Source organism: Segatella baroniae DSM 16972 = JCM 13447 (genome assembly GCF_000426585.1).
In the GTDB taxonomy this organism is placed as follows: domain Bacteria; phylum Bacteroidota; class Bacteroidia; order Bacteroidales; family Bacteroidaceae; genus Prevotella; species Prevotella baroniae.
The window spans coordinates 36,575-56,600 of the sequence record NZ_AUFQ01000014.1; the positions used below are offsets into that span (position 1 = coordinate 36,575).

The window sequence follows — 20,026 nt, forward strand, 5'->3', positions numbered from 1 at the left end:
TTAGGTATTTTTGTCATGAGAAACCGACTTATTAAAAGAGTAGAAAGGAAAGCATGAACTTTAATCAGAAAGAATTAAGAAAGTTGGCGGAGGGCGACGCCCGTACTTTCGCGGCTTTGCACCGAACTTTTTTTTACCAAAGATTCATCAGTTTGCACTCATGCTACTAAAAGACAATCAAGATACCGACGACGTTTGACAAATCATCTTCATGAAAGTAAACCCGCACATCAGTTGTGATTTGCGTGAAAACAACGACCTTTGCAGTATCAGCAACAACGCAAGGTCGGCTTCGGCTGCCAACGGACTGGTTGTGATTTGCTTGAAAACAACTACCTTTGCAGTATCGGCAACAACAGCAACTGCGAATGGCCAGTTCTATGACCAGTTGTGATTTGCTTGAAAACAACTACCTTTGCAGTATCAGCAACAACCATGCTCTGCACAATACCATTCCCGACATGTTGTGATTTGCTTGAAAACAACTACCTTTGCAGTATCGGCAACAACAGCAACTGCGAATGGCCAGTTCTATGACCAGTTGTGATTTGCTTGAAAACAACTACCTTTGCAGTATCAGCAACAACCATGCTCTGCACAATACCATTCCCGACATGTTGTGATTTGCTTGAAAACAACTACCTTTGCAGTATCAGCAACAACTCCGGCAGTACGTAGCCAAGTTCCCCAGCCGTTGTGATTTGCTTGAAAACAACTACCTTTGCAGTATCAGCAACAACTTGGTAACCTCTGGAATCCTTGTAGTTCCGTTGTGATTTGCTTGAAAACAACTACCTTTGCAGTATCAGCAACAACCATTGCTCTCAGGAGGCACACAAGGTTCAGTTGTGATTTGCTTGAAAACAACTACCTTTGCAGTATCAGCAACAACCGCCGCCCTTGAATCCCAACTTGCCGAAATGTTGTGATTTGCTTGAAAACAACTACCTTTGCAGTATCAGCAACAACTGATTATCTATATAATATTGATTACCAATACAATATATAGATATTGCAAAAATAAAAAAGTGATACTACAAAACAAAATCCCACTTGCCAAGGGTGGGATTTTCGTTTTCTATCAATTGAAGATTAGAACAGTTCCAGCTGCTGACCGGGAGCATTAGGGGGCTTCGGTTTTTCACCATAGAAAAGCTGGATGTTGGCAAACTGCTTATCGGTAATACACAAAATCCCAACCTTTCCAAGCTTTGGTAGAAACGCACGGACACGCTTTATATGAACTTCCGCATTCTCCATACTTGCGCAATGTCGCACATAAATGGAGAACTGGAACATAGTGAACCCGTCCTTCTGCAGGGATTTACGAAAATCAACATAGGCTTTCTTTTCCTTCTTGGTCTCCGTCGGCAAATCGAAAAATACGAGAATCCACATAATCCGATATTCGCTGAGGCGATTGAAACTGGACATAAACAGTTACATTTCCGGATAACTGATGTGCCGGGCTTCCCCAGCAAAGCATTTTGCAAGAGACGCTGTCGTCTGTTGCGCAGCTATCATCAGTGGACTTCGCTTGCCATTCACCACAACATCCAACATCGGAATCGCCAAGAGCTGCATTTTCTGTTCTTTCGTAATTTCCGAAACTTCGCCATTGCAACGAATCATGTCAATGACAAGTTGGTCTATAAACGGACGATAGGGTTCCATGATGTCATCTGCCAAGCAATAAGCGTTGTACCGGTTGTGATGATGAATTCCCAAAGTGGGCAGTAGGCCACTCCCTACCAGCGATCGGGCTATCACTGCACGCAAGATGGCATAACCATAATTCAAAAGATTGTTGGGCGGTGCACCCTCCCGCCCACGAACAAAATCAGGATAGTCCGTAAAAAGATTACGCCAGTAGTAGGCGGCAGCCCTTGCTTCCAGATTCTCCGAATCACCACTACGAACATCGTTTGCCCATACTCGCATACAGTTGGTCTCTTTGTCAGTATTAGTTCGTAGTACATGCTCCTGGTTGAGAATCTTTTGCTTTACAGTTTGCTGCCAGAGTTGTTTACGTAATGGCAGAGAAGCTTCCAACTGCATACGGAACCGCTCGTTTTGCGTATTGTTGCCACATAACGGAAGAAGCAAACCCACGGGCATACCTTTTTGGTCACAAGTAATGACCGCACAATTATTTGCCAACAGTGCCTCAAGTACTCCGGAGGTTACTGTAATGCGCCGATTATCGAGCACGACCACCCCAATGTCTTCTATCGGGATGGTGCGCTCGGCCTCTTTTTTCAGCGTTTCGGGCAGTGTATCGTTACCTTCTACTTCAGGCAAATGCAACACCAACTGGGCATTGCGTAGACTCAGATAGATAGGATTGGTGAAGCAAAGAGTTTTCTTTATCATAACAAGACAGCCTTACTTTATGACTCTGAGGATATTTCCTAACCGGTCTACATCAAGTTTCCAGCACACGGCCTTTATCATTTCACCTGTCAAAGACTTTTGATTCTTTGATTGTGGACTACCTACTCCATATTCGTTTTGAATAATAGTACCATTACAGAAAGACTCCGCTATCTTCTTATCCACATTATAAATAAGCCCCGCCGACCTGTGAGGAATAAAATTCGCAGTTGTACCGCTAGAATCTACAAATTTATAGATTCTTTCCTTGTCCAATTCATTACCATTTTCTTCCCTTGGCACATACACCAAGTCGTTGGGCGACAGATAGCACTTCAAAGGAACCTCCTTTTCGTTCTTCTCCGGCACAGGAGACAGGCCCTGCTTCAGCCGTTCTGTTACCTCATTCAACGGAATGGTATCGTAGCTTCGCTTACCTTCCTCATCCTCGTAGATAGCAAAATAAAGATTGGTTCCCTTCTGAGCCTCAACATATTTATCAGCCTTATTACCAGTTTCTCCTACTTGATACTTTTCCCCCATAGTCTCTGCAACTCTAACCTTTAGAATAGGTTGATGCTTTTTACCATCATTATAAACTGCAATGTTCTGGTTCATCTCGGCAATTCCCTCTGGTGTAAAGGTAATGGCAGGGTCTCCGCCTTTAGCTTCAAGATAGTTAAGAAGAATCTTCTGAATGCCTGTATCGGTGATTGCGTCAATGCGCTTTTTATCGAATGAGGTGTCGAGCAACTTTCGCGTTGCCACCATAGGCTCTTTTTCATCACTGAATCGCCACACTTCCACCTTATCTATATACTGCTTGTTCCAACGGTAATCCGTGCTCTTGAAATGAGCAAGCAACTGTTTGGTATTGAATTGCTTATCCACCAAGACATTAATATAGTCGCGCAGCTCCTTATTACAAATAGAAGAGATGTTTTCCAAAGCCTCCTTTAGCTTGACAACAGCTTTCCGGCGAAGGTTGACATGTCCGAAGACAGTCTCCTTGTGCATTGGCTTTCTCACCGCCCACATCTCGTTGCCTTTCTGCGGCACCATCGTCTTCTTGCTGTCTGCATCGTACCGTTCATAGTAATTGGTAGCTTTGTTGATGACACGAACATAATTCTTGAAGCTGACAACCACATCCTCCAATGCCGCACGCGCATCTTGCGTGAATGTTTCCCACGGCTTGCGGATGATACGATTCTTCTCGCAAAGCAACTGACGCAAGTCTTCCCGCTGCTTTGGACTTTTAGCAAACTCGTTGTTCAGGTAGTTGATGATATTGCGCGAGGCACATGCTATCACCAGCGCATCCATAGCATGATGGCGGTGATCGATACGCTTCTTGTTGAAACCAGGCAGCAATTCCATCGGAACAGAGGTCTGGAACACCCGTTTCCCTTCCTTATTCTCCCAATGTCCAAAGTTTTCTGACTTTGTCAACCTATTGAGTCGCTCAAAACGAGAATAAACAATGCTGTTCCAAACATCATTCAGTCCCCAGTCTTTCTTCAGCCTGTCGGTAATCCCACCTGTGCAGGAAACGACAAACTTAGACGTTGCTTCCAATTCATCTTCAGTACGGACGACATTCGAAAGCAACCCCTTCACCACCTTACTTATGTATCTACTGTCGTTCATCTGGCGGTTCAGGAACTCCTGCGGAATATCTTCCAGCAGAAGTTTCTCCTTCTTATACTTGTTATTGGAATAATGTTCGGTAACGAAAGTCTTGTATTCACTCTCGCTGAAAACCTTTACATCGCCCAGCATCGTGCAGTGGACAATCTCGCCACCATGATTTTTGATAAACTCATAGCCCAGCATATTGCTCTTCAGCGTATTCACTTCCGACTCGCAAATCACCTTGTTGTTAAAAGAATCATCGAAGTAACGGCTTTGCGGAATGACATGTTCTATCTGATAGGCCGAAGTAAAGAGCTTGGACAGAGAGATGGACTTTCCTGTATAGGGCGACCGATACTTCTGTTCCAACCACAGTTTATACCTTAAAAGTTCTTTCGCCGAAGGTTGTGCCATCTTCGATATCTTGGAAATCTCTGCATACTCGGTATCATCTTTGGTCAACTGCTGCAAAGCTCCTTCTTCGTAGATACGCAATATCTCCTGTTGCATTGGCGAGTAAGGGCGTACATCCTTGACGTCAGCATCATTTTTAAGTTCCATCAACAGGCATTTGATGCGCAAATTGGTGTTTTCATTTCTCAATATATTCTTCGTCATGTGCGCACGCTGCTCGGCCGTACTCTTCATTCTGCGTCCAAGTTCTACATGAATCTCATCTATGTGTCCTGCTTCTTTCCATATATCGTGAACCGTTCGGAGTGTTTCGAGGATACACTGCTCTACGATAGGATTGCGAAGCGAATGCTGTCTGAAGCCTTTAATGTATGACAGCAGTTTATCCGGAGAGTCCCAACGCAGTATATGCGTTGCCTCTGAATGCCGACCATACACGACATAACACGCCAGCCATTCGGGCAGACCTTGGAAATCGGCAAGATGGCTGAAAGAATAAGCCGCATGACCCATCCGCTCTCGTATTTTCTCCTCTATATCTCCCTGCACAATACGTTCTATTCTATCTCTTGTCTGCTTGCAGATATCCTCCTCGTGCCACCAACTGCCCATACGCATGACAGCCAACAGCTTCTTCACGGCTTTCTCCGAGTAGGCTCCATAATCTTTCTTGAAGGGTTTCACCTTCAGGAAGGCACCGGCAAACTCGTCATCATCCCTTAGCTTGTGCAGCGCACCTTCGGCTTCGTCTCTGGCTTCCACCGAATAGAGCAAGTGCCAAAGCCTGTATTGAAGTTCCGAATCGTCGAGCCAGCTACGATCCATGCCTGCTCTGTCGAGCGCAAGAAGCAGTTCGTGCCTCGTCTCATTACAGGGATACTTCTTCTCCTTGTCTTCTATATAGTTCCAACGGATGGCAAACTCTTTTTCGGCACCTATCTTTACCTTCTTCAATCCAAAGAAATCCTTCAGCAATGTCTCCTGATTGATTTCCTTCCGGTCGTTCAAATAAGCAAACAAACGGGCGTAATCTTCCCTCGAACGGAGATATTCGGCAGTCACCTCCTTGTCGTCAGTCCTGTCAAAGAGCCTTAGATTGACGATAAACTGCCACAGGCGGAACTCCTGATAATAGGGATTCGACTTCGCGACACACTTGATTCCTTGCCGTTTTTTCTTTCCTTTCTCTTTATCCTTATATTTATAATACTCGTAAGGACACTCGGCAATCAGCGATTTCTTGCTTTTCAACGGACGCTGATAGAAGATAAGGTCGGTCAGAAGCAGGTAAACCATGTCTTTCTTCATCAAGCTGTCCCGATGGGGTTGATTGCTTTGATACAATTCTTCCGCACACTTTGCCAGCATTTCCCTGCTTTGCAGTTCCTCGTGATGCTTGCTTTGCTCACGCAAGATAGCTTCCAGTTCCTGTTTATAATATTTGCGTTCAATAGTACGGATGAAGTTTCCACGAATCTTATCGACAGGTTCTGCCAGCAAATGGTCGTAGATAAAGGCACCGACGGTCTTGCCCGAGTCTTCCAACTGCGACTCGGTACGTTTCTTCCGAAGCCCCCAATCGTTTTCATCCGGTGCACGGAACGACCGCTTGACTTCACCGTCCTTATCTTTCTTGAGAGTCGTTCCGTCCTTCTCATACTCGGTGGTTACAATGAACTGCTTGATCTTTCCTACCCAATCATCCAAGGCTATCTTGCTGGGACAGGGGTATATCCATCCGTTTTCCAACTGAACACGATACCAGGTATTGCCCCCTTTTCCTTCTTCTGCGACTTCTATGCTGACTACTTTCAGCTCATAGTATTCCTCGCGCTTCGTTGGATTTTCTTCTTCCTCCTCCCCGCGCAGCTGATAATATCCTCGTTTCTGATTGAAGTTAAGCAGTATCCACGCCAACTCCTCTTTGCCGACAGCTTGCGAGAGGGCCTTTTTCCGCAGGAAATAGAGTGTCCAGTCCAACGGGATCTTCCTTCCGTCAGCCACCAATGCAGGCTGATGACGGGCGAAATTGGCCATCATTTCGTGGAAGGAGTCCATGAAAAGGAAACGCATGGAGCCATCCTCAAGACGTTCCCAGGCCAACTTGGGCTCGCCATGATTGAGGAATTTGCCATAAGTGGAGGCTTCTTCCCTATTCCACCCTATTGCGGAATCGTAGTGAGGGGGCAGAAATCCCATCACGTGCAACACTCTGTGCAAGCGCTCCCGCCGCAGCAACGAACGCTCCCTTATCCTCCGAACGCTTCGAAAACCAGTACGAATAGCCGTCTGCGATTCCGTCACTCCCTTGTCAAAGTTGCCTAAGATGTCCTGACTCATCGGAATGATGCGGCTACCCAATTTAATGTCATGCAAGTAATTTCCATGGTCGTCAACAGAGACTTTAGCCCAACCAATACTATTGGTTCCCAAGTCTAATCCAAGAATTGTTTTCATTTTTCTACTGTTTTTATTTGGTTCTTAGTTATTAATTGTTTATATTTGCGGCTGTTTTCAAGCAAGTCACAATAAGGATTATTCCGTTGTGAAAACAAACAAGGCGGGGCAACTCGCCTTTCTTTATGATATCACCCCAAAACCATCATCTACACAGGCTTGAGGCTCTCCATGAGATTTCCAATGAACGTTCAACCAATCAAAGTTTCATTGGAAATCGGAAGGGCGGATTCACGCGATGTGCCGCAAGCGTTCCATAATAGCATCAAGGATGAGGTTGGCCGTCTCGTCCTTGCTGCACAACGGCAGTTCCCTAACGCCGTCATCCGTGACAAGTGTCACTTGGTTGGTATCGACCGCAAAGCCGGTGTCCCGCGACGCGACTGTATTGGCGCAAATCATGTCCACCTGCTTCTTGACCAGCTTTGCGCGGGAGTTGTCCAACAGATTCTCCGTTTCCATCGAAAAGCCGACGATGATTTGTCCGTCGCGCTTGTTATGTCCCAAATGCGCCAGTATGTCACGGGTGCGCGTCAAGCGAATCGTCAAATCCCCTTCGCCTTTCTTCATCTTCTGCGGCGCATGATTGTGGGGCGTATAGTCGGCCACGGCGGCACACATCACCACCACGTCGAAGTTGTCGCTCCTGCTCGTCACCGCGTCGTACATTTCCTGCGCCGTCGTCACCGCCACCGTCTCCACCCCATGGAACGGCGACAAGCTGACCGGCCCTGTGACAAGCGTCACTTCGGCCCCTCTCATCCGAGCCATCTTCGCCAAGGCAAACCCCATCTTGCCGGTGGAATGATTGGTGATGTATCTCACGGGGTCGATGGACTCCTGCGTCGGCCCAGCAGAGACCAGCACACGCTTGCCCTGCATGCCGTGCGGCAAACCTATCTGTAGCAGGATGTGCTGTAGCAGTTCTTCTTCCGAAGCCAGTTTGCCACTTCCCACGTCGCCACAGGCCAGCCGTCCCTCGGCAGGCTGCACGATCGACGTGCCGTAATGCACGAGCTTTCGCAGATTGTCTTGCAACACCTCATTGGTCCACATGTTGGTATTCATGGCCGGCGCGACGATTTTGGGACAGCGGCAAGCCATGAAGGTGGTCGAAAGCATGTCGTCGCAAATGCCATTGGCAAACTTTCCGATTACGTTGGCCGTGGCCGGCGCCACCATCAGCACGTCGGCCTTGCGGGCCAACGACACATGGCGCACGTCAAAAGAGAAATTGCGGTCGAATGTGTCAATTATACACTTTCTCGACGTCAGCGATTCAAACGTCAACGGCGATATGAACCGGCACGCGTTCGCCGTCATGACCACGTCGACCTCCGCCCCCAACTTGACAAGCGTCGAAGCCAGACCGGCAGCCTTGTAAGCGGCAATGCTGCCCGACACGCCCAACACAACGTTCTTCCCTTTCAACATCATATTCTCTTCTTCATTCCTGTTCGCTGAGGAGTCCGTGCCGCTCATAGCTTGCCTGACGAGTAATATAGTTATCACCATCAACAAACACCACTCTGGGATGATGGGTAGCGGCTTCGGCCGGCGTCATGGACGCATAAGCCATGATGATCAGCTTGTCGCCCACCTCCACGCAATGGGCTGCCGCGCCATTGACACAGATAATGCCCGAGCCTGGATAGCCCGCGATGACGTATGTCGCGAAACGGTTGCCGTTGTTCACGTCGGCAATCTCCACTCTTTCGTATTCCACAATGCCTGCGGCAGCCATCAGTTTGCTGTCGATGGTGATGCTACCCACGTAGTCCAGGTCGGCCTGCGTCACGACGGCACGGTGTATCTTTGCTTTCAGCAGTGTCACTTCCATATGAAATTATCGATAAGTCTGGTCTTTCCTATATATACGGCGATGGCGACCAACGTGTTTTCTTCTATCTTTTCCACACGTTGCACGTTGTCCAAATCCACCACTTCAATGTAATCCACGCGTGCCAACGGCTCTTGCTTCAGGCAGTCGGCAATGATGTCCACAACGACCTTGGCCCTCCGCTCCCCGTTTTCCACGGCAGCCTGGGCTTGCCGAAGGCTTCTCGACAAGACAAGCGCGGCCTTTCTCTCCTCGGTCGAAAGATAAGTGTTGCGGCTCGACTTGGCCAATCCGTCCTCCTCGCGCACGATGGGACACGCAACAATCTCAATATTGAAATTCAAGTCACGCACGAATCTGCGCACCGTGGCCAGCTGCTGGGCGTCCTTCTGCCCGAAATAGGCACGGTCGGGGCCTACGATGTTGAACAGTTTGCTCACGACGGTACACACGCCACGGAAGTGTCCGGCGCGTCGAGCGCCACACAACAGCTCCGTCGTCTCGGTGGTATCGACAAATGTCGTGAAGTGGGGAGGGTACATCTCCACTGGTTCAGGGTTGAAAATCAAGTCGCCACCGGTGGCTTCGACCAAGGCTTTGTCACGTTCTATGTCTCGCGGATAGGCCTCCAAGTCTTCCGTCGGGCCAAACTGAATGGGGTTGACAAACACCGACACCACCGTGCGGTCGTTGTCGGCGACCGAACAGGCGATCAAACTCTGATGACCTTCGTGCAGGAAGCCCATCGTCGGCACCAGCCCTACACAGAGCCCGGCCTCACGCCACGCACAAACGATGGCACGGACTTCTTCTATCGTCTTTACTATTTGCATTTTATCCTATCGTTAATCTGTGTCGCCCCGCAACGGCAAGACGGCGTTTCGTAAAACAATGTTCAATATAATTTTTCCAACACATCCTCGTCAATGCTGAACGTATGTTCCTTGGCGGGGAAAGCCCCCGACTCACATTCGTCCTTATAGCGGTGGAACGCTTCGAGCATGGTGTCATGAAGATTGGCGTACTTCTTTACAAACTTCGGCGTGAAGCCGTCGGCATAGCCCAACATGTCCTGATACACCAACACCTGCGCGTCACAGTATTTCCCGGCCCCGATACCGATGGTCAGGGCCGACACCTGCTCCGTGATTTTCCGCGCCAAGGCCTCGGGCACACACTCCAATGTGACGGCGAAAGCCCCGGCCGCTTCCAGCGCACGGGCGTCGTCCAGCAGCTGCTGGGCGGCCTGGGCAGTCTTGCCCTGCACCTTGTAGCCCCCCAGCGTATTGAACGACTGCGGGGTAAGGCCGACATGTCCCACTACAGGTATGCCGGCTTCCACAATGGCACGCACGCGGTCGGCATAACCTGCCCCTCCTTCCAGCTTCACGGCCTGACAGTTGGTTTCCTTCATGATGCGTCCGGCGTTCTTCACCGCGTCATAAATGGATGTCTGGTAAGACATGAAAGGCATGTCCACCACCACGAACGCGTTGCGGGCGCCCCGACAGACGGCCTTCCCATGGTGTATCATGTCGTCGACGGTCACGGCCAGCGTGTTCTCGTAGCCCAACATGACGTTGCCCAACGAGTCGCCGACCAGAATCATGTCGATACCGGCCTCGTCAATCGCGCATGCCGTATGGTAGTCGTAGGCCGTGAGCATGGTCAGCCGCCGCTCCCCTTTTTGGGACAAAAAATAGTTTGCAGTTTTTTTCATACTTATCCTAAGAATATCCGTATAACTTTTACAAATATGAAGCATACTGGGATGCAAAGGTATAAATAAAAGTCAGGATTCATCCATTATGTAGTATAAAATACGTTTATGCCATTCCATTCACCGCCGAATACTCGCCGACGCCCACCATCGACAACCTACCCGCTTGAAGAGCCGACCACATGAACGGGAAAAAATAACCGCAAAGTTGAAAAAATAACGAATAAAGGTTTGATATATGGCCGATTGTTTATATTTTTGCGATAATTATGCAGAACAACAAACACTTTTGGTTTCATCTCATCGCGCTGATCGTGGCACTGATTTGGGGCGAGACGTTCATCAACAGCAAGATTTTGATTCTCCACGGCATGAGTCCATCGGAGATTTTCGTGGTCAGATTCCTGCTGGCCTACATCTGTATCTGGTTCATATCACCCAAACGGCTGTTCTGTCACAACTGGAAAGACGAACTCCGGATGATGGGGCTCGGCATAACGGGTGGCTCGCTCTACTTCGTCAGTGAGAACATGGCCGTGGGACTGACCTATGTCAACAACGTCTCGTTCATCGTTTCGACGGCTCCCCTCATCACGACGCTCTTCGCCCTGGCCATCTACAGGGAGTTCAAGGCGGGCTGGCAGCTCATCGCGGGCTCCATCCTGGCGCTGGCGGGCGTGGGCCTCGTCATCTTCAACGGCCAGGTTGTGCTGCGCCTGAACCCCGTGGGCGACCTGCTGGCCCTGGCTTCTTCGGTCAGCTGGGCCGTCTACAGCCTGCTCATCCGAAAGGTCAGCAAGAACTACAATGCCGCCTTCCTCACCCGCAAGGTGTTCTTCTACGGCCTGGTCACCATGTTGCCGGTGTTCGCCGTCGACCCATGGCAGTTCCCCCTGCGCGATTTCCTGAAACCGGAAATCTATGTCAACGCTTTGTTCCTGGGCATTGTGGCCTCCTTCCTGTGCTTTGCGCTGTGGAGTTGGGTCATCGACAAGCTCGGCGCACTCAAGACAACGAACTACACCTACCTTAATCCACTGACCACCATCGTGGCCAGCGCCATCTTCCTCGACGAGCCCATGACGACCATCGCCTACATCGGTTCGGGCATGATATTGGCCGGTGTGATCCTGGCCAACCTGCAAAAGAACATGGTTTGACATGCTGCGGACGTTAAACGACATTATATCTATTTGGTTGTCGTTAACGTGACGCTTTCCCGTTTTTCCTCTATCTTTGTCGGCGGAATCCATCTTCAAGCCGTCACAACCATGTGGAGAAATGCCCAAACATTGCTGACAACCGCTTTTTCGATCCTCGCCTCTACGGCACAGGCTCAACAACCTGCGTCCCAAAGCGGCGAGCATACTTTCGTCATTGCCGACGCCATCACCCACACTCCCTTGCGCGACGTGAACATCTACACCGACGGCAACCAGTCGGTGAAGACCAACTGGCGGGGCGAGTTCATCCTCAGCAGCCGCAATTTCAACCGCATCACCATCAGTCACGGCAAGTATTACCCACGACGGATGGACCGGGAGGACTTCAAGCAGGACACCATCATGCTGATACCCAAGATACATACGTTGTCCGACGTGGAGGTCATAGGCCACCAGCGTCGCGGCGAACTCTTCAAGCCCATGACAAAAGAAGAGATTGCCCTGTCGCGACCGATGAGGGGAGGCCCCAACCTGCTCGGACTTATTGTGTGGGGCGTGGACAAGTTGCTCGTCGACCACCACAAACCGACACGGAAAGAACGTATCAAGAAAGCCTTGGACAACTATTGAAAAGGCCTGCAACCATAGGTCACAGGCCTCATGAGCGAGAAATATAATTGAGAGAATTTTGTTTTTCCACCGCAGTTCCTATTTTCTCGTAGGAACATTGAACTCACAAACCTTAGATATTGATTTGGTGCCTTGCAGCACCGAAACGCAAATCTTGGCCATTCCGTCACGCAGACGATTGTCGGCTTTCACCATGGCGGTGTAGCGTATGGCCTTGCCCGGCTGCAGTTTCTCGACATGAACGCTCGGCGAGATGTAGAGATGGCGGTTGCCCTTGGCCTCAACCACCATGGGTTGAAGGTCGTAGAGGGTCGTATTGCCGCGGTTGAACACCTCGAAAATCACCTTGCAAAGTTCGCCGCGCGAAATCACGTTGTCCTGATTGTCGTCCACGATGCGGGCGTTGCGTATTTCGATGTTAGGCGTATAACGATAGGTGTCGGCCTTTTTGTCTATGTTCGAGCGGTTCGGATAGACCTCGACAGGCTTCTGCGCGCTGTAGTCGCCGGTATAATCGGGACTGTCGAAATCGTAGATGCGGTCGTCGCCACCGTTGTTGGGGTCGTAGCCGCTGTCATACGGGTCGGCAGAAGAGCTGGTCTGAGGCAGCCGGCGGTCGTAATCATAGCGGTCGCGGTCGGCCCGCCGTTGCTTCACGGCTTCCCTATGTTCTATCATTTCGGCCTCAGCCTGACGGTCAGCTGCATTGCCGATAGCCGCTCCCACGACCGCTCCACCCACCATTCCTACGATGGTTCCCACGTCCGAGCCCCTCGGACCATCGGACAAACCACCGATGGCACTGCCCAATATCGAACCAAGTGTGGAACCGGTATAGGCTCCTTCTGCCGTATAAGTGCCACAACCGCTCAACAAGAGGGCTGCGCCCATGACTGCAATGATACCTTTGTTCATCATATAAACGTTTTATCCACTTGCAAAAGTAGAACGAAAACAGGGAATCGCCAACGCAATTCCCCTACCATGGGATAGGGTTTTCCCTATCGTTTCATGTCTTCTTTTTACTTTTTCACCTTTTCACCCTTTCACCCTTTCACCCTTTCACCCTTTCACCTTTTCACCCTTTTATATTGGCTGCTAAAATAGCCCTTACGCCATGCCGCGGGCCTTGAAGATGCGTTCCTTGGCTTCGTTGATGGCCTGGAATTTCTTCTCCGCCGCCCGAAATGAAACCGAGAAATTCGCCTATCCATTTTCCTAATGCCATTATAAAAGTGTTAAAGGGTTTGATACTTGTCTATGCAAACGACATGCCATAAGCCATCCGTCACGTGCAAATCAGCCGTTTTTCACAGAATCAGACCGAAAAGCGAGGCGCCGACAACGGTCAGAATACCGCTCACGACGATGGAGAGGCCACTCGTGGCTCCCTCGACGGAGCCCATCTCCATGGCCTTGGAGGTTCCGATGGCATGCGACGACGAACCGATGGCGATACCCTTGGCGATGGGTTCGTCCACCTTGATCAGTTTCAGGAAGCGTTCGGCGAAGATATTGCCCAGCACACCGGTGACGATGATGGCCACGACGGTGACGGAGACATAGCCTCCCAGCTCTTCGGACACGCCCATGCCGATGGCCGTCGTGATGGACTTGGGCAGGAATGTGGCATAGGCCGCATGGTCGAAGCGGAACAAGAGGGCCAGCAACAACACCGAAAGCATGCTCGAAAGGGCACCGGCGGCAATGCCGGAGAGGATGGCGCGGTAGTTCTTCTTCAAGAGTTCCACCTGCTGATACAGCGGGACGGCCAGGCAGATGGTGGCGGGCGTGAGCAGATAGCCCAGCCACGAGGCCTGGGCGTTGTAATCTTCATAGCTGACGCCTGCGAACAACAGCACCAATATCACCAACAGGATGGAGACAAGCAACGGATTCACGAACGAACAACCCGTCCTTCGGCGCAGATACATGCCGATGGCGTAGGAACCCAAACTAATCAACACGCCGAAATAAACCGACCCCTCCAACAACTCTTTCATCATCGTCTTTCCTTTTTACTTTCTTACTTTTCCAAAGGCCCTTTTACTCTTTTCCCTTTCTGCCTTTAACAACGTATTGCGTCACCCAACCGGCCGCTGCCATCACCACGAACGTGCTGACCACCGTCACGACAACATACTGCAACAGGTTGGAGCGGATGTCGTCCCACGCGTCGATCAGCCCCACTGCCGCCGGAATGAACATCACCGGCATGACGGCGATGAGGAAAACGCTCACCTCGCGCACGTCCTTCACCTTCACGACCTTGGCCGACAGCGCAGCGAAAAGCAACACAATGCCGTAGATACTGGCCGGAAAGGGCAGCGGAATCACGTAATGAAGAAGTTCACCGAGAAAGGAAAAAAGAAGGATGAGCAAGAATTGCTTTACGAATTTCATATTCAACTGTTTACAATCCAACATCCTTGACATACTCCCCGATGAGCAACGCCGTCTTCTCCGTGCCCAGCCGCAGGCTGTCGAAGCAGATGTCGTAGTCGTCGGCATTGCCCCAGGTCAGTCCCGTGTAGTATTTGTGGTAGCGCACGCGGCTGTCGTCGGTCTCGCGCACGAACTCTTCCGCCTCCGCCAGACTCATGTTGTCGCAGCGCGCCATCGCCTTCACACGCTCCTCAAAGTTCCCTTTCAGGAACACCGACACCAGGTCGGCCCTGTTTCTGAAGATGTAGTTGCCGCAACGGCCGATGATCACGCAGTCACGCCGGCCTATCAGATTGGCCAAGAGGCGCATCGAATGATGGTTGGTCTCGTCGTTGCCCTCCTCGTTCTCGAACGCCGAGATGGCATACATCAGTTCGTCGACGGGCCGCTCCTCGAAGAAGTCGTGCATCTTGCCCAGGACACCGTTGTCCTTGGCCATCTGCATGAGACTCTTCCGAGTGTAAAAAGGGATGTCGTAACGTGCGGCCAGGAGCTTGCCCACCTCCAAGGCACCGCAACCGCACTGCCGTGCTATCGTAATAATCATGCCGATATGAATTGAAAAGAAATTTTCCGCCACAAAATTACAAAGAAATTCTCTCATGCCCCACCAACGACAACCTTATGATCCATTTCCCCTTGAATTATTAATGCAGGTCAATTTGCGGGTTCCACGACGGGCAGGGGATTCCCGACAGCACGTCCTTCATGTACATGTAGCGGGAATGGGCGTCGTTGGCCAGAGCGGGCAGGCGAATATGGCCTGTCCGCACCGATTTGTTCTCTTTCGCCGTGCCAAATTGCCTTTCATGTGATGGAATGGTCAAAAACCGCCTCCGTTTTTCCGTCCCACCGTTTGTTTTGGCGTTTCCCGGGCAGCGGAAAGTCCGCCGCCGTTTGTTTTGACGTTTCCCGGGCCGCGGAATTTAACAAACGTTATGTTTTGGCGTTTCCCGAGCCGCGGAATTTTACAAATGTTTTGTTTTGACGTCTTCCGAGCCTCGGAATTTTACAAATGTTTTGTTTTGACGTCTTCCGAGCCCCAATTTTCCGTCTCTGCGAATGGCGTGGGCCGTAGGAGCGTGAAGAATCACGCTGCGCCTCTCCATTTGATGATTGCCAACAACAGAAAATAGTCATTTTTAGGTATTGTTGATGGTTTTGAATCGATTTACTTTTGCAACCATAAGAACCGGTTTCGTCATTTGTATACTTTCCCGATGGGTTCAAGATTTATTTTCATTATGTTGTGCTGCTGGCTTTCGCTGCATTGCGCGGGTCAGCAACATGTCAATGTGAGTGGTGTCGTGGCCGACGCCACCGACAAGACTGCGCTTGCCATGGCCACAGTTTCGTTTCAAGGCAAGCACCCCAAGGCCACGCTGGCCAATGCCGACGGCCGCTTCTCCATCAACCTGGTGGCGGGCGAAAGCTATGTGATGAAGGTGAGCTATGTGGGCTACGAGCCTTACCGGCGCACCGTGACGTTTTCCAAGAACACGACGTTGAACGTGAGCCTGAAAGCCAACCTCCGCCTCAGCGAAGTGACGGTCACGGCCAAGGAGGCGCAGGGCCTCGTCACCAGGTCGATCATCGGGCGCGACGCGATGAACCAGCTGCAACCCAACAGTCTGGCCGACCTGATGGAACTGCTGCCCGGCGGCTACTCCAAAGACCCGAACATGGGCGTGGCCAACACGATAAGTCTGCGCGAAACGGGCAACATGACTTCCGGCGGGGCCTTGTCGCACAACAACGCCTTTGCCATCTCGTCGCTCGGAACGCAGTTCGTCGTGGACGGAACGCCCATCAACACCGACGCCAACCTTCAGTTTTCCCCGCTTTCGGACACGCAACACGTCACCTCGGGCAGCGGGGCCGAAAACTATCGCAACATCACCAACAAGGGCGTTGACATGCGCACGATAGGCACCGACGACATCGAGCGCGTGGAAGTGATACGGGGAATACCATCGGTGGAATACGGCAACTTGACCAGCGGCATTGTGAACATCAGGAAGATACGCCGCAAAATGCCGCTCTCGGCCCGCTTCAAGGCCGACGGCTACAGCAAGTTGTTCTCTTTGGGGAAAGGCGTTGCGCTCGGCAGTGGCGACGCACGGGTGCTGAACGTAGACCTCGGCTATCTGGATTCCAAGGTGGATCCCACCGACAATCTCGAAAACTACAAGCGGCTGAACGCCTCCTTGCGCTACACGCTCAGGACGACGGCGGGAAAGACGGCGTGGAAATGGGAGTCGGCATTCGACTATTCCGGTTCCTTCGACAACAGCAAGGCCGATCCCGACCTCAACTACGGGCGTATCGACGAATACCGCTCCAACTACAACCGCATGGTCTTCACCAACAGCTGGTCGATGACGCGCAAAAAGGGGCTGCTCCGCGAGTTGGAGGTCAACACCTCCGTGTCGCAGCAGCTGGACCGCCTGCACGAGCGACGCCTCGTGGCCCCGCAACGCTACGGCATTGTGCCCACGGGATGGGAGGAAGGGGAACGCGAAGCCGCCGCCGTCTATGCCGAATATGTGGCCGACTATCTGTGCGACGGCAAGCCCTTCAACGCCTGGCTCAAGGCCAAGGCACTGCTCCGCTTGGACGCGGGCAAGCTGGAAAACCGCCTGAAACTGGGACTCAACTGGGACTATTCCAAGAATTATGGCGACGGTCAGGTGTATGACATGAGCCATCCGCTCAGTGTCAACGGCTGGTCGGCCAGGCCGCGACGCTACAAGGACATCCCCGGGCTGCAGAACCTGTCGGCCTTCGGCGAGGAAAACTTCGTGGCGAAGATAGGGGGCAGCGTATTGGAAGGCATGCTCGGCGTGCGCCTCAACACCATGCCGGGACTTGACAAACGCTTCGAGATGAACGGAAAGGTATATGCCGACCCACGTGTCAACCTCAACTGGCGGTTGCCTTATCTCACCGTCGGAGGCAGTCCGCTGCGCCTGGCGGTCGCTGCGGGATGGGGGCTGACGACTAAAAACCCCACGCTCAACTATCTCTATCCCGACAATTATTACAGCGACTTCGTGGAACTGGCCTACTACGACACCCAAAACCCAGAACGCGACAGCCGCTTCGTGGTGATGAGCTACAGACAGGACCCCACCAACCATGCCATCAAGCCGGCCCGCAACCGCAAGTGGGAAGTGCGCCTGGACGTCGATTGGAAAGAGAACTCGCTGAGCCTGGACTATTTCTACGAGCAAATGACGTCGGGCTTCCGCTATTCCCGCATCTACGGCGACTACCTTTACAAGAAATATGACGCTTCGCGGATGTCCGCCGGCACGGACTGGCGCACGCTGCCCTTCGAGAACAGACACGTGCTCGACGGCTACCAGCAGGCCTCGAACGGCAGCAAGATGGTGAAGCAGGGCGTCGAACTGCAATTCACCTCGGCCCGCATCCGCGCCTTGCGCACTCGCGTCAATGTCAGCGGAGCGTGGTTCCACACCACCTACACCAACAGCCAGCCGATGTTCGACCCCGTGAGTACGGTGATAGACAACCGCCCCGTGAGCGAATCCTACGTGGGCCTCTACGACTGGAACGACGGACGGGTGAACGACAGGCTCAACACCAACTTCACCCTCGACACCCAAGTGCCCGAGTGGGGATTCATCTTCACCACATCGGTGCAGTACATGTGGCTCATCAAGACCAAGCGGCAGGAGAAGAACGGCTACCCCATCGCCTATATCTCGGCGGTTGACGGGAAAGTCCATCCTTACACCCTGGAAAGTGAACAGGATGTTCTTCTGAAGCAGCTGGTGCAAACCTACAAGGCCGACATGTTCCGCCCGTTCACGGTGCCGATGTCGATGATCGTCAACCTCAAGGCCACCAAGCGCATCGGACGCTACATGCGGTTGTCTTTCTTTGCCAACAAGATATTGGACTACCTGCCCGACTACAAGTCCAACGGCAAGGTGATACGCCGCAACGCCTCGCCCTACTTCGGGGTGGAAGCCAATCTCAACATATAATCCCCAACCAACAATCCCCCCAAAAACAGAAAGATGAAAAGCATTCTATACACTTTGGCGCTGGCCATGCTTGCCCTGCTCTCGTCGTGCAGCGACGACAAGGCGCTACAGGAGGTCGCCACAAACCTCACCATCGACTATCCCACGAACGTGAAAAACCTCAAGGTAGTGTCGGAGAAGATTCAGTTCGTCAACCTCACGTCGGGCGAGAAGACGAGCGTGGCCCACTCCGGCAACATCCGGTTGCCCGAAGGACTTTACGACTGCGTGTATTCGGCCGACGTCACCTACGACAATGGCGACGGAGCGGAGACCGCCACGGCGAAAGGACACCTCACCGGCAAGGCCGAGAACGTTTCGCTTACGGAAACTTCGGGAAGTCTGCGCATAGAGACCTTCCTTTCGGCGGCAAACGACGACTTCATCTTTGAGGAGATATTCTTTTCCGGCACGCTGCGCGCCTCGGGCTCGCAATACTATGGCGACGGCTATATCAAGATATTCAACAACACCGACCATGTGCTCTATGCCGACGGGCTGGCCTTCTGCGAGTCGAAGTTCAAGTCGGTGCAGCTTTTCGAATACTCGCCCGACATCCGCAAGGACACGTTTACGGTATGGTCGGTCTACGTGATTCCCGGCAACGGAACGGAACATCCGGTCATGCCCGGCCAGTCGCTGCTCATCTGCGACACGGGTATCGACCACCGGGTGGCCAACCCCAATTCGTTTGACTTGAGCAAGGCCGACTTCGAGTGGTACGACATCTCCACGTCGCCCACGCATCTCGACATAGACAGCCCCACGGTGCCCAATCTGGACAAGTGGTATTGCTACACGCTGAGCTTCTATGTCCTGCACAACCGCGGATTCACGTCGTTTGCGCTGGCCCGCATTCCGAAAAACGTCAGCAAGGAGCAGTATCTCAAGGACTATCTGTACACCTATTATTATACGATGTATCTCCCGCAGGGCACTTTCCCCATGCAGCAAACGGCCTACAAGATTCCCAACGCGTGGATTGTGGACGGGGTGAACTGCAGCGTGCAGAGCAAACGGCTGTGGAACATCCTCCCTCCGTCGGTGGATGCGGGATGGACGCACGTCGGATATGTGGATCGCGACAAGACCCGTTACTTCCGCAGCATTCGCCGCAAGTTGCAATTCATAGACGGAAAAGGTGTCATCCACCTGCAAGACACCAACAATTCCACAGAAGATTTCAACACGGAGTGCATCCCTTCGGTGATAGAGGAACAGGGAACAGCCATCAGTGCCGACGGCACCAAGGCTTCGACACACACCTACGATGGCGTGACCCCGAAGAAGTAGAAGA

The 20,026-nt window shown here is 51.8% G+C and carries 17 protein-coding genes; 4 read left to right on the forward strand and 13 right to left on the reverse strand.

What is annotated here, in order from left to right:
- Positions 1–1,092 precede the first annotated feature (1,092 nt).
- The 7 genes from cas2 to panB form a co-directional block, all read right to left on the reverse strand.
- Positions 1,093–1,434, reverse strand: a complete 342-nt coding sequence (gene cas2 / locus K334_RS0109490; protein WP_021589359.1) for a CRISPR-associated endonuclease Cas2 — start codon at positions 1,432–1,434, stop codon at positions 1,093–1,095.
- Positions 1,435–1,440: 6 nt separating this feature from the next.
- Positions 1,441–2,373: a type II CRISPR-associated endonuclease Cas1 gene (gene cas1, locus K334_RS0109495; protein WP_025881544.1), complete on the reverse strand. Its 933-nt coding sequence runs from the start codon at positions 2,371–2,373 to the stop codon at positions 1,441–1,443.
- A gap of 12 nt (positions 2,374–2,385) precedes the next feature.
- Entirely contained in the window at positions 2,386–6,879 is a 4,494-nt protein-coding gene (cas9, locus tag K334_RS0109500) for a type II CRISPR RNA-guided endonuclease Cas9 (RefSeq protein ID WP_025881547.1), read from the reverse strand.
- 231 nt (positions 6,880–7,110) lie between these two features.
- Positions 7,111–8,316: a bifunctional phosphopantothenoylcysteine decarboxylase/phosphopantothenate--cysteine ligase CoaBC gene (gene coaBC, locus K334_RS0109505; RefSeq protein WP_248623513.1), complete on the reverse strand. Its 1,206-nt coding sequence runs from the start codon at positions 8,314–8,316 to the stop codon at positions 7,111–7,113.
- 10 nt (positions 8,317–8,326) lie between these two features.
- On the reverse strand, positions 8,327–8,719 hold the full coding sequence (panD, locus tag K334_RS0109510) for an aspartate 1-decarboxylase (protein ID WP_027444875.1): 393 nt from the start codon (positions 8,717–8,719) through the stop codon (positions 8,327–8,329).
- Positions 8,710–9,552: a pantoate--beta-alanine ligase gene (panC, locus tag K334_RS0109515; RefSeq protein ID WP_025881549.1), complete on the reverse strand. Its 843-nt coding sequence runs from the start codon at positions 9,550–9,552 to the stop codon at positions 8,710–8,712. The genes panD and panC overlap by 10 nt, the downstream gene beginning before the upstream one ends.
- Positions 9,553–9,614: 62 nt before the next feature.
- Positions 9,615–10,439, reverse strand: coding sequence for a 3-methyl-2-oxobutanoate hydroxymethyltransferase (gene panB, locus K334_RS0109520; protein WP_025881551.1), 825 nt, complete (start codon positions 10,437–10,439; stop codon positions 9,615–9,617).
- Between the two features lie 269 nt (positions 10,440–10,708).
- Here panB and K334_RS0109525 point away from each other — a divergent pair, with 269 nt between their 5' ends.
- The gene (locus tag K334_RS0109525) at positions 10,709–11,599 is read left to right on the forward strand and encodes a DMT family transporter (RefSeq protein WP_027444876.1); all 891 of its coding nucleotides are present in this window, start codon (positions 10,709–10,711) and stop codon (positions 11,597–11,599) included.
- A 111-nt stretch (positions 11,600–11,710) separates the two neighbouring features.
- Positions 11,711–12,232, forward strand: a complete 522-nt coding sequence (locus K334_RS0109530) for a hypothetical protein (RefSeq protein ID WP_025881553.1) — start codon at positions 11,711–11,713, stop codon at positions 12,230–12,232.
- A 78-nt stretch (positions 12,233–12,310) separates the two neighbouring features.
- Here the strand turns inward: K334_RS0109530 and K334_RS0109535 are convergent, their stop codons facing one another.
- From K334_RS0109535 to K334_RS14840, 6 genes are all read right to left on the reverse strand, one after another.
- Positions 12,311–13,147, reverse strand: a complete 837-nt coding sequence (locus K334_RS0109535) for a glycine zipper domain-containing protein (protein WP_027444877.1) — start codon at positions 13,145–13,147, stop codon at positions 12,311–12,313.
- A gap of 163 nt (positions 13,148–13,310) precedes the next feature.
- Positions 13,311–13,460, reverse strand: a complete 150-nt coding sequence (locus K334_RS15180; RefSeq protein ID WP_211225445.1) for a hypothetical protein — start codon at positions 13,458–13,460, stop codon at positions 13,311–13,313.
- A gap of 82 nt (positions 13,461–13,542) precedes the next feature.
- Entirely contained in the window at positions 13,543–14,238 is a 696-nt protein-coding gene (locus tag K334_RS0109545; RefSeq protein WP_238319075.1) for an LrgB family protein, read from the reverse strand.
- A 40-nt stretch (positions 14,239–14,278) separates the two neighbouring features.
- Positions 14,279–14,635 carry a CidA/LrgA family protein gene (locus K334_RS0109550; RefSeq protein ID WP_025881560.1) on the reverse strand — a complete coding sequence of 119 codons (357 nt, stop codon included), beginning with the start codon at positions 14,633–14,635 and terminating at the stop codon, positions 14,279–14,281.
- 10 nt (positions 14,636–14,645) lie between these two features.
- Positions 14,646–15,224, reverse strand: coding sequence for a cytidylate kinase-like family protein (locus K334_RS0109555; RefSeq protein ID WP_025881562.1), 579 nt, complete (start codon positions 15,222–15,224; stop codon positions 14,646–14,648).
- 100 nt (positions 15,225–15,324) lie between these two features.
- Positions 15,325–15,504, reverse strand: a complete 180-nt coding sequence (locus K334_RS14840) for a hypothetical protein (protein ID WP_036891302.1) — start codon at positions 15,502–15,504, stop codon at positions 15,325–15,327.
- Between the two features lie 417 nt (positions 15,505–15,921).
- On the opposite strand from K334_RS14840, the gene K334_RS0109560 reads away from it, so the two are divergent.
- Both K334_RS0109560 and K334_RS0109565 read left to right on the forward strand, forming a co-directional pair.
- On the forward strand, positions 15,922–18,690 hold the full coding sequence (locus K334_RS0109560; RefSeq protein ID WP_248623514.1) for a TonB-dependent receptor: 2,769 nt from the start codon (positions 15,922–15,924) through the stop codon (positions 18,688–18,690).
- Between the two features lie 33 nt (positions 18,691–18,723).
- A complete protein-coding gene (locus K334_RS0109565) occupies positions 18,724–20,022 on the forward strand; it encodes a DUF4876 domain-containing protein (RefSeq protein ID WP_025882015.1) in 1,299 nt (432 codons plus the stop codon).
- Positions 20,023–20,026 lie beyond the last annotated feature (4 nt).

What these genes read in the sequence shown, in the direction of transcription:
- panC (WP_025881549.1), bottom strand. Translation starts at nt 9,552, where the DNA reads ATGCAAATAGTAAAGACGATAGAAGAAGTCCGTGCCATCGTTTGTGCG.
- K334_RS15180 (WP_211225445.1), bottom strand. Translation starts at nt 13,460, where the DNA reads ATGGCATTAGGAAAATGGATAGGCGAATTTCTCGGTTTCATTTCGGGC.
- panD (WP_027444875.1), bottom strand. Translation starts at nt 8,719, where the DNA reads ATGGAAGTGACACTGCTGAAAGCAAAGATACACCGTGCCGTCGTGACG.
- coaBC (WP_248623513.1), bottom strand. Translation starts at nt 8,316, where the DNA reads ATGATGTTGAAAGGGAAGAACGTTGTGTTGGGCGTGTCGGGCAGCATT.
- cas2 (WP_021589359.1), bottom strand. Translation starts at nt 1,434, where the DNA reads ATGTCCAGTTTCAATCGCCTCAGCGAATATCGGATTATGTGGATTCTC.
- cas9 (WP_025881547.1), bottom strand. Translation starts at nt 6,879, where the DNA reads ATGAAAACAATTCTTGGATTAGACTTGGGAACCAATAGTATTGGTTGG.
- K334_RS0109525 (WP_027444876.1), top strand. Translation starts at nt 10,709, where the DNA reads ATGCAGAACAACAAACACTTTTGGTTTCATCTCATCGCGCTGATCGTG.
- K334_RS0109545 (WP_238319075.1), bottom strand. Translation starts at nt 14,238, where the DNA reads ATGATGAAAGAGTTGTTGGAGGGGTCGGTTTATTTCGGCGTGTTGATT.
- cas1 (WP_025881544.1), bottom strand. Translation starts at nt 2,373, where the DNA reads ATGATAAAGAAAACTCTTTGCTTCACCAATCCTATCTATCTGAGTCTA.
- panB (WP_025881551.1), bottom strand. Translation starts at nt 10,439, where the DNA reads ATGAAAAAAACTGCAAACTATTTTTTGTCCCAAAAAGGGGAGCGGCGG.
- K334_RS0109535 (WP_027444877.1), bottom strand. Translation starts at nt 13,147, where the DNA reads ATGAACAAAGGTATCATTGCAGTCATGGGCGCAGCCCTCTTGTTGAGC.
- K334_RS0109555 (WP_025881562.1), bottom strand. Translation starts at nt 15,224, where the DNA reads ATGATTATTACGATAGCACGGCAGTGCGGTTGCGGTGCCTTGGAGGTG.
- K334_RS0109550 (WP_025881560.1), bottom strand. Translation starts at nt 14,635, where the DNA reads ATGAAATTCGTAAAGCAATTCTTGCTCATCCTTCTTTTTTCCTTTCTC.
- K334_RS0109565 (WP_025882015.1), top strand. Translation starts at nt 18,724, where the DNA reads ATGAAAAGCATTCTATACACTTTGGCGCTGGCCATGCTTGCCCTGCTC.
- K334_RS0109530 (WP_025881553.1), top strand. Translation starts at nt 11,711, where the DNA reads ATGTGGAGAAATGCCCAAACATTGCTGACAACCGCTTTTTCGATCCTC.
- K334_RS0109560 (WP_248623514.1), top strand. Translation starts at nt 15,922, where the DNA reads ATGTTGTGCTGCTGGCTTTCGCTGCATTGCGCGGGTCAGCAACATGTC.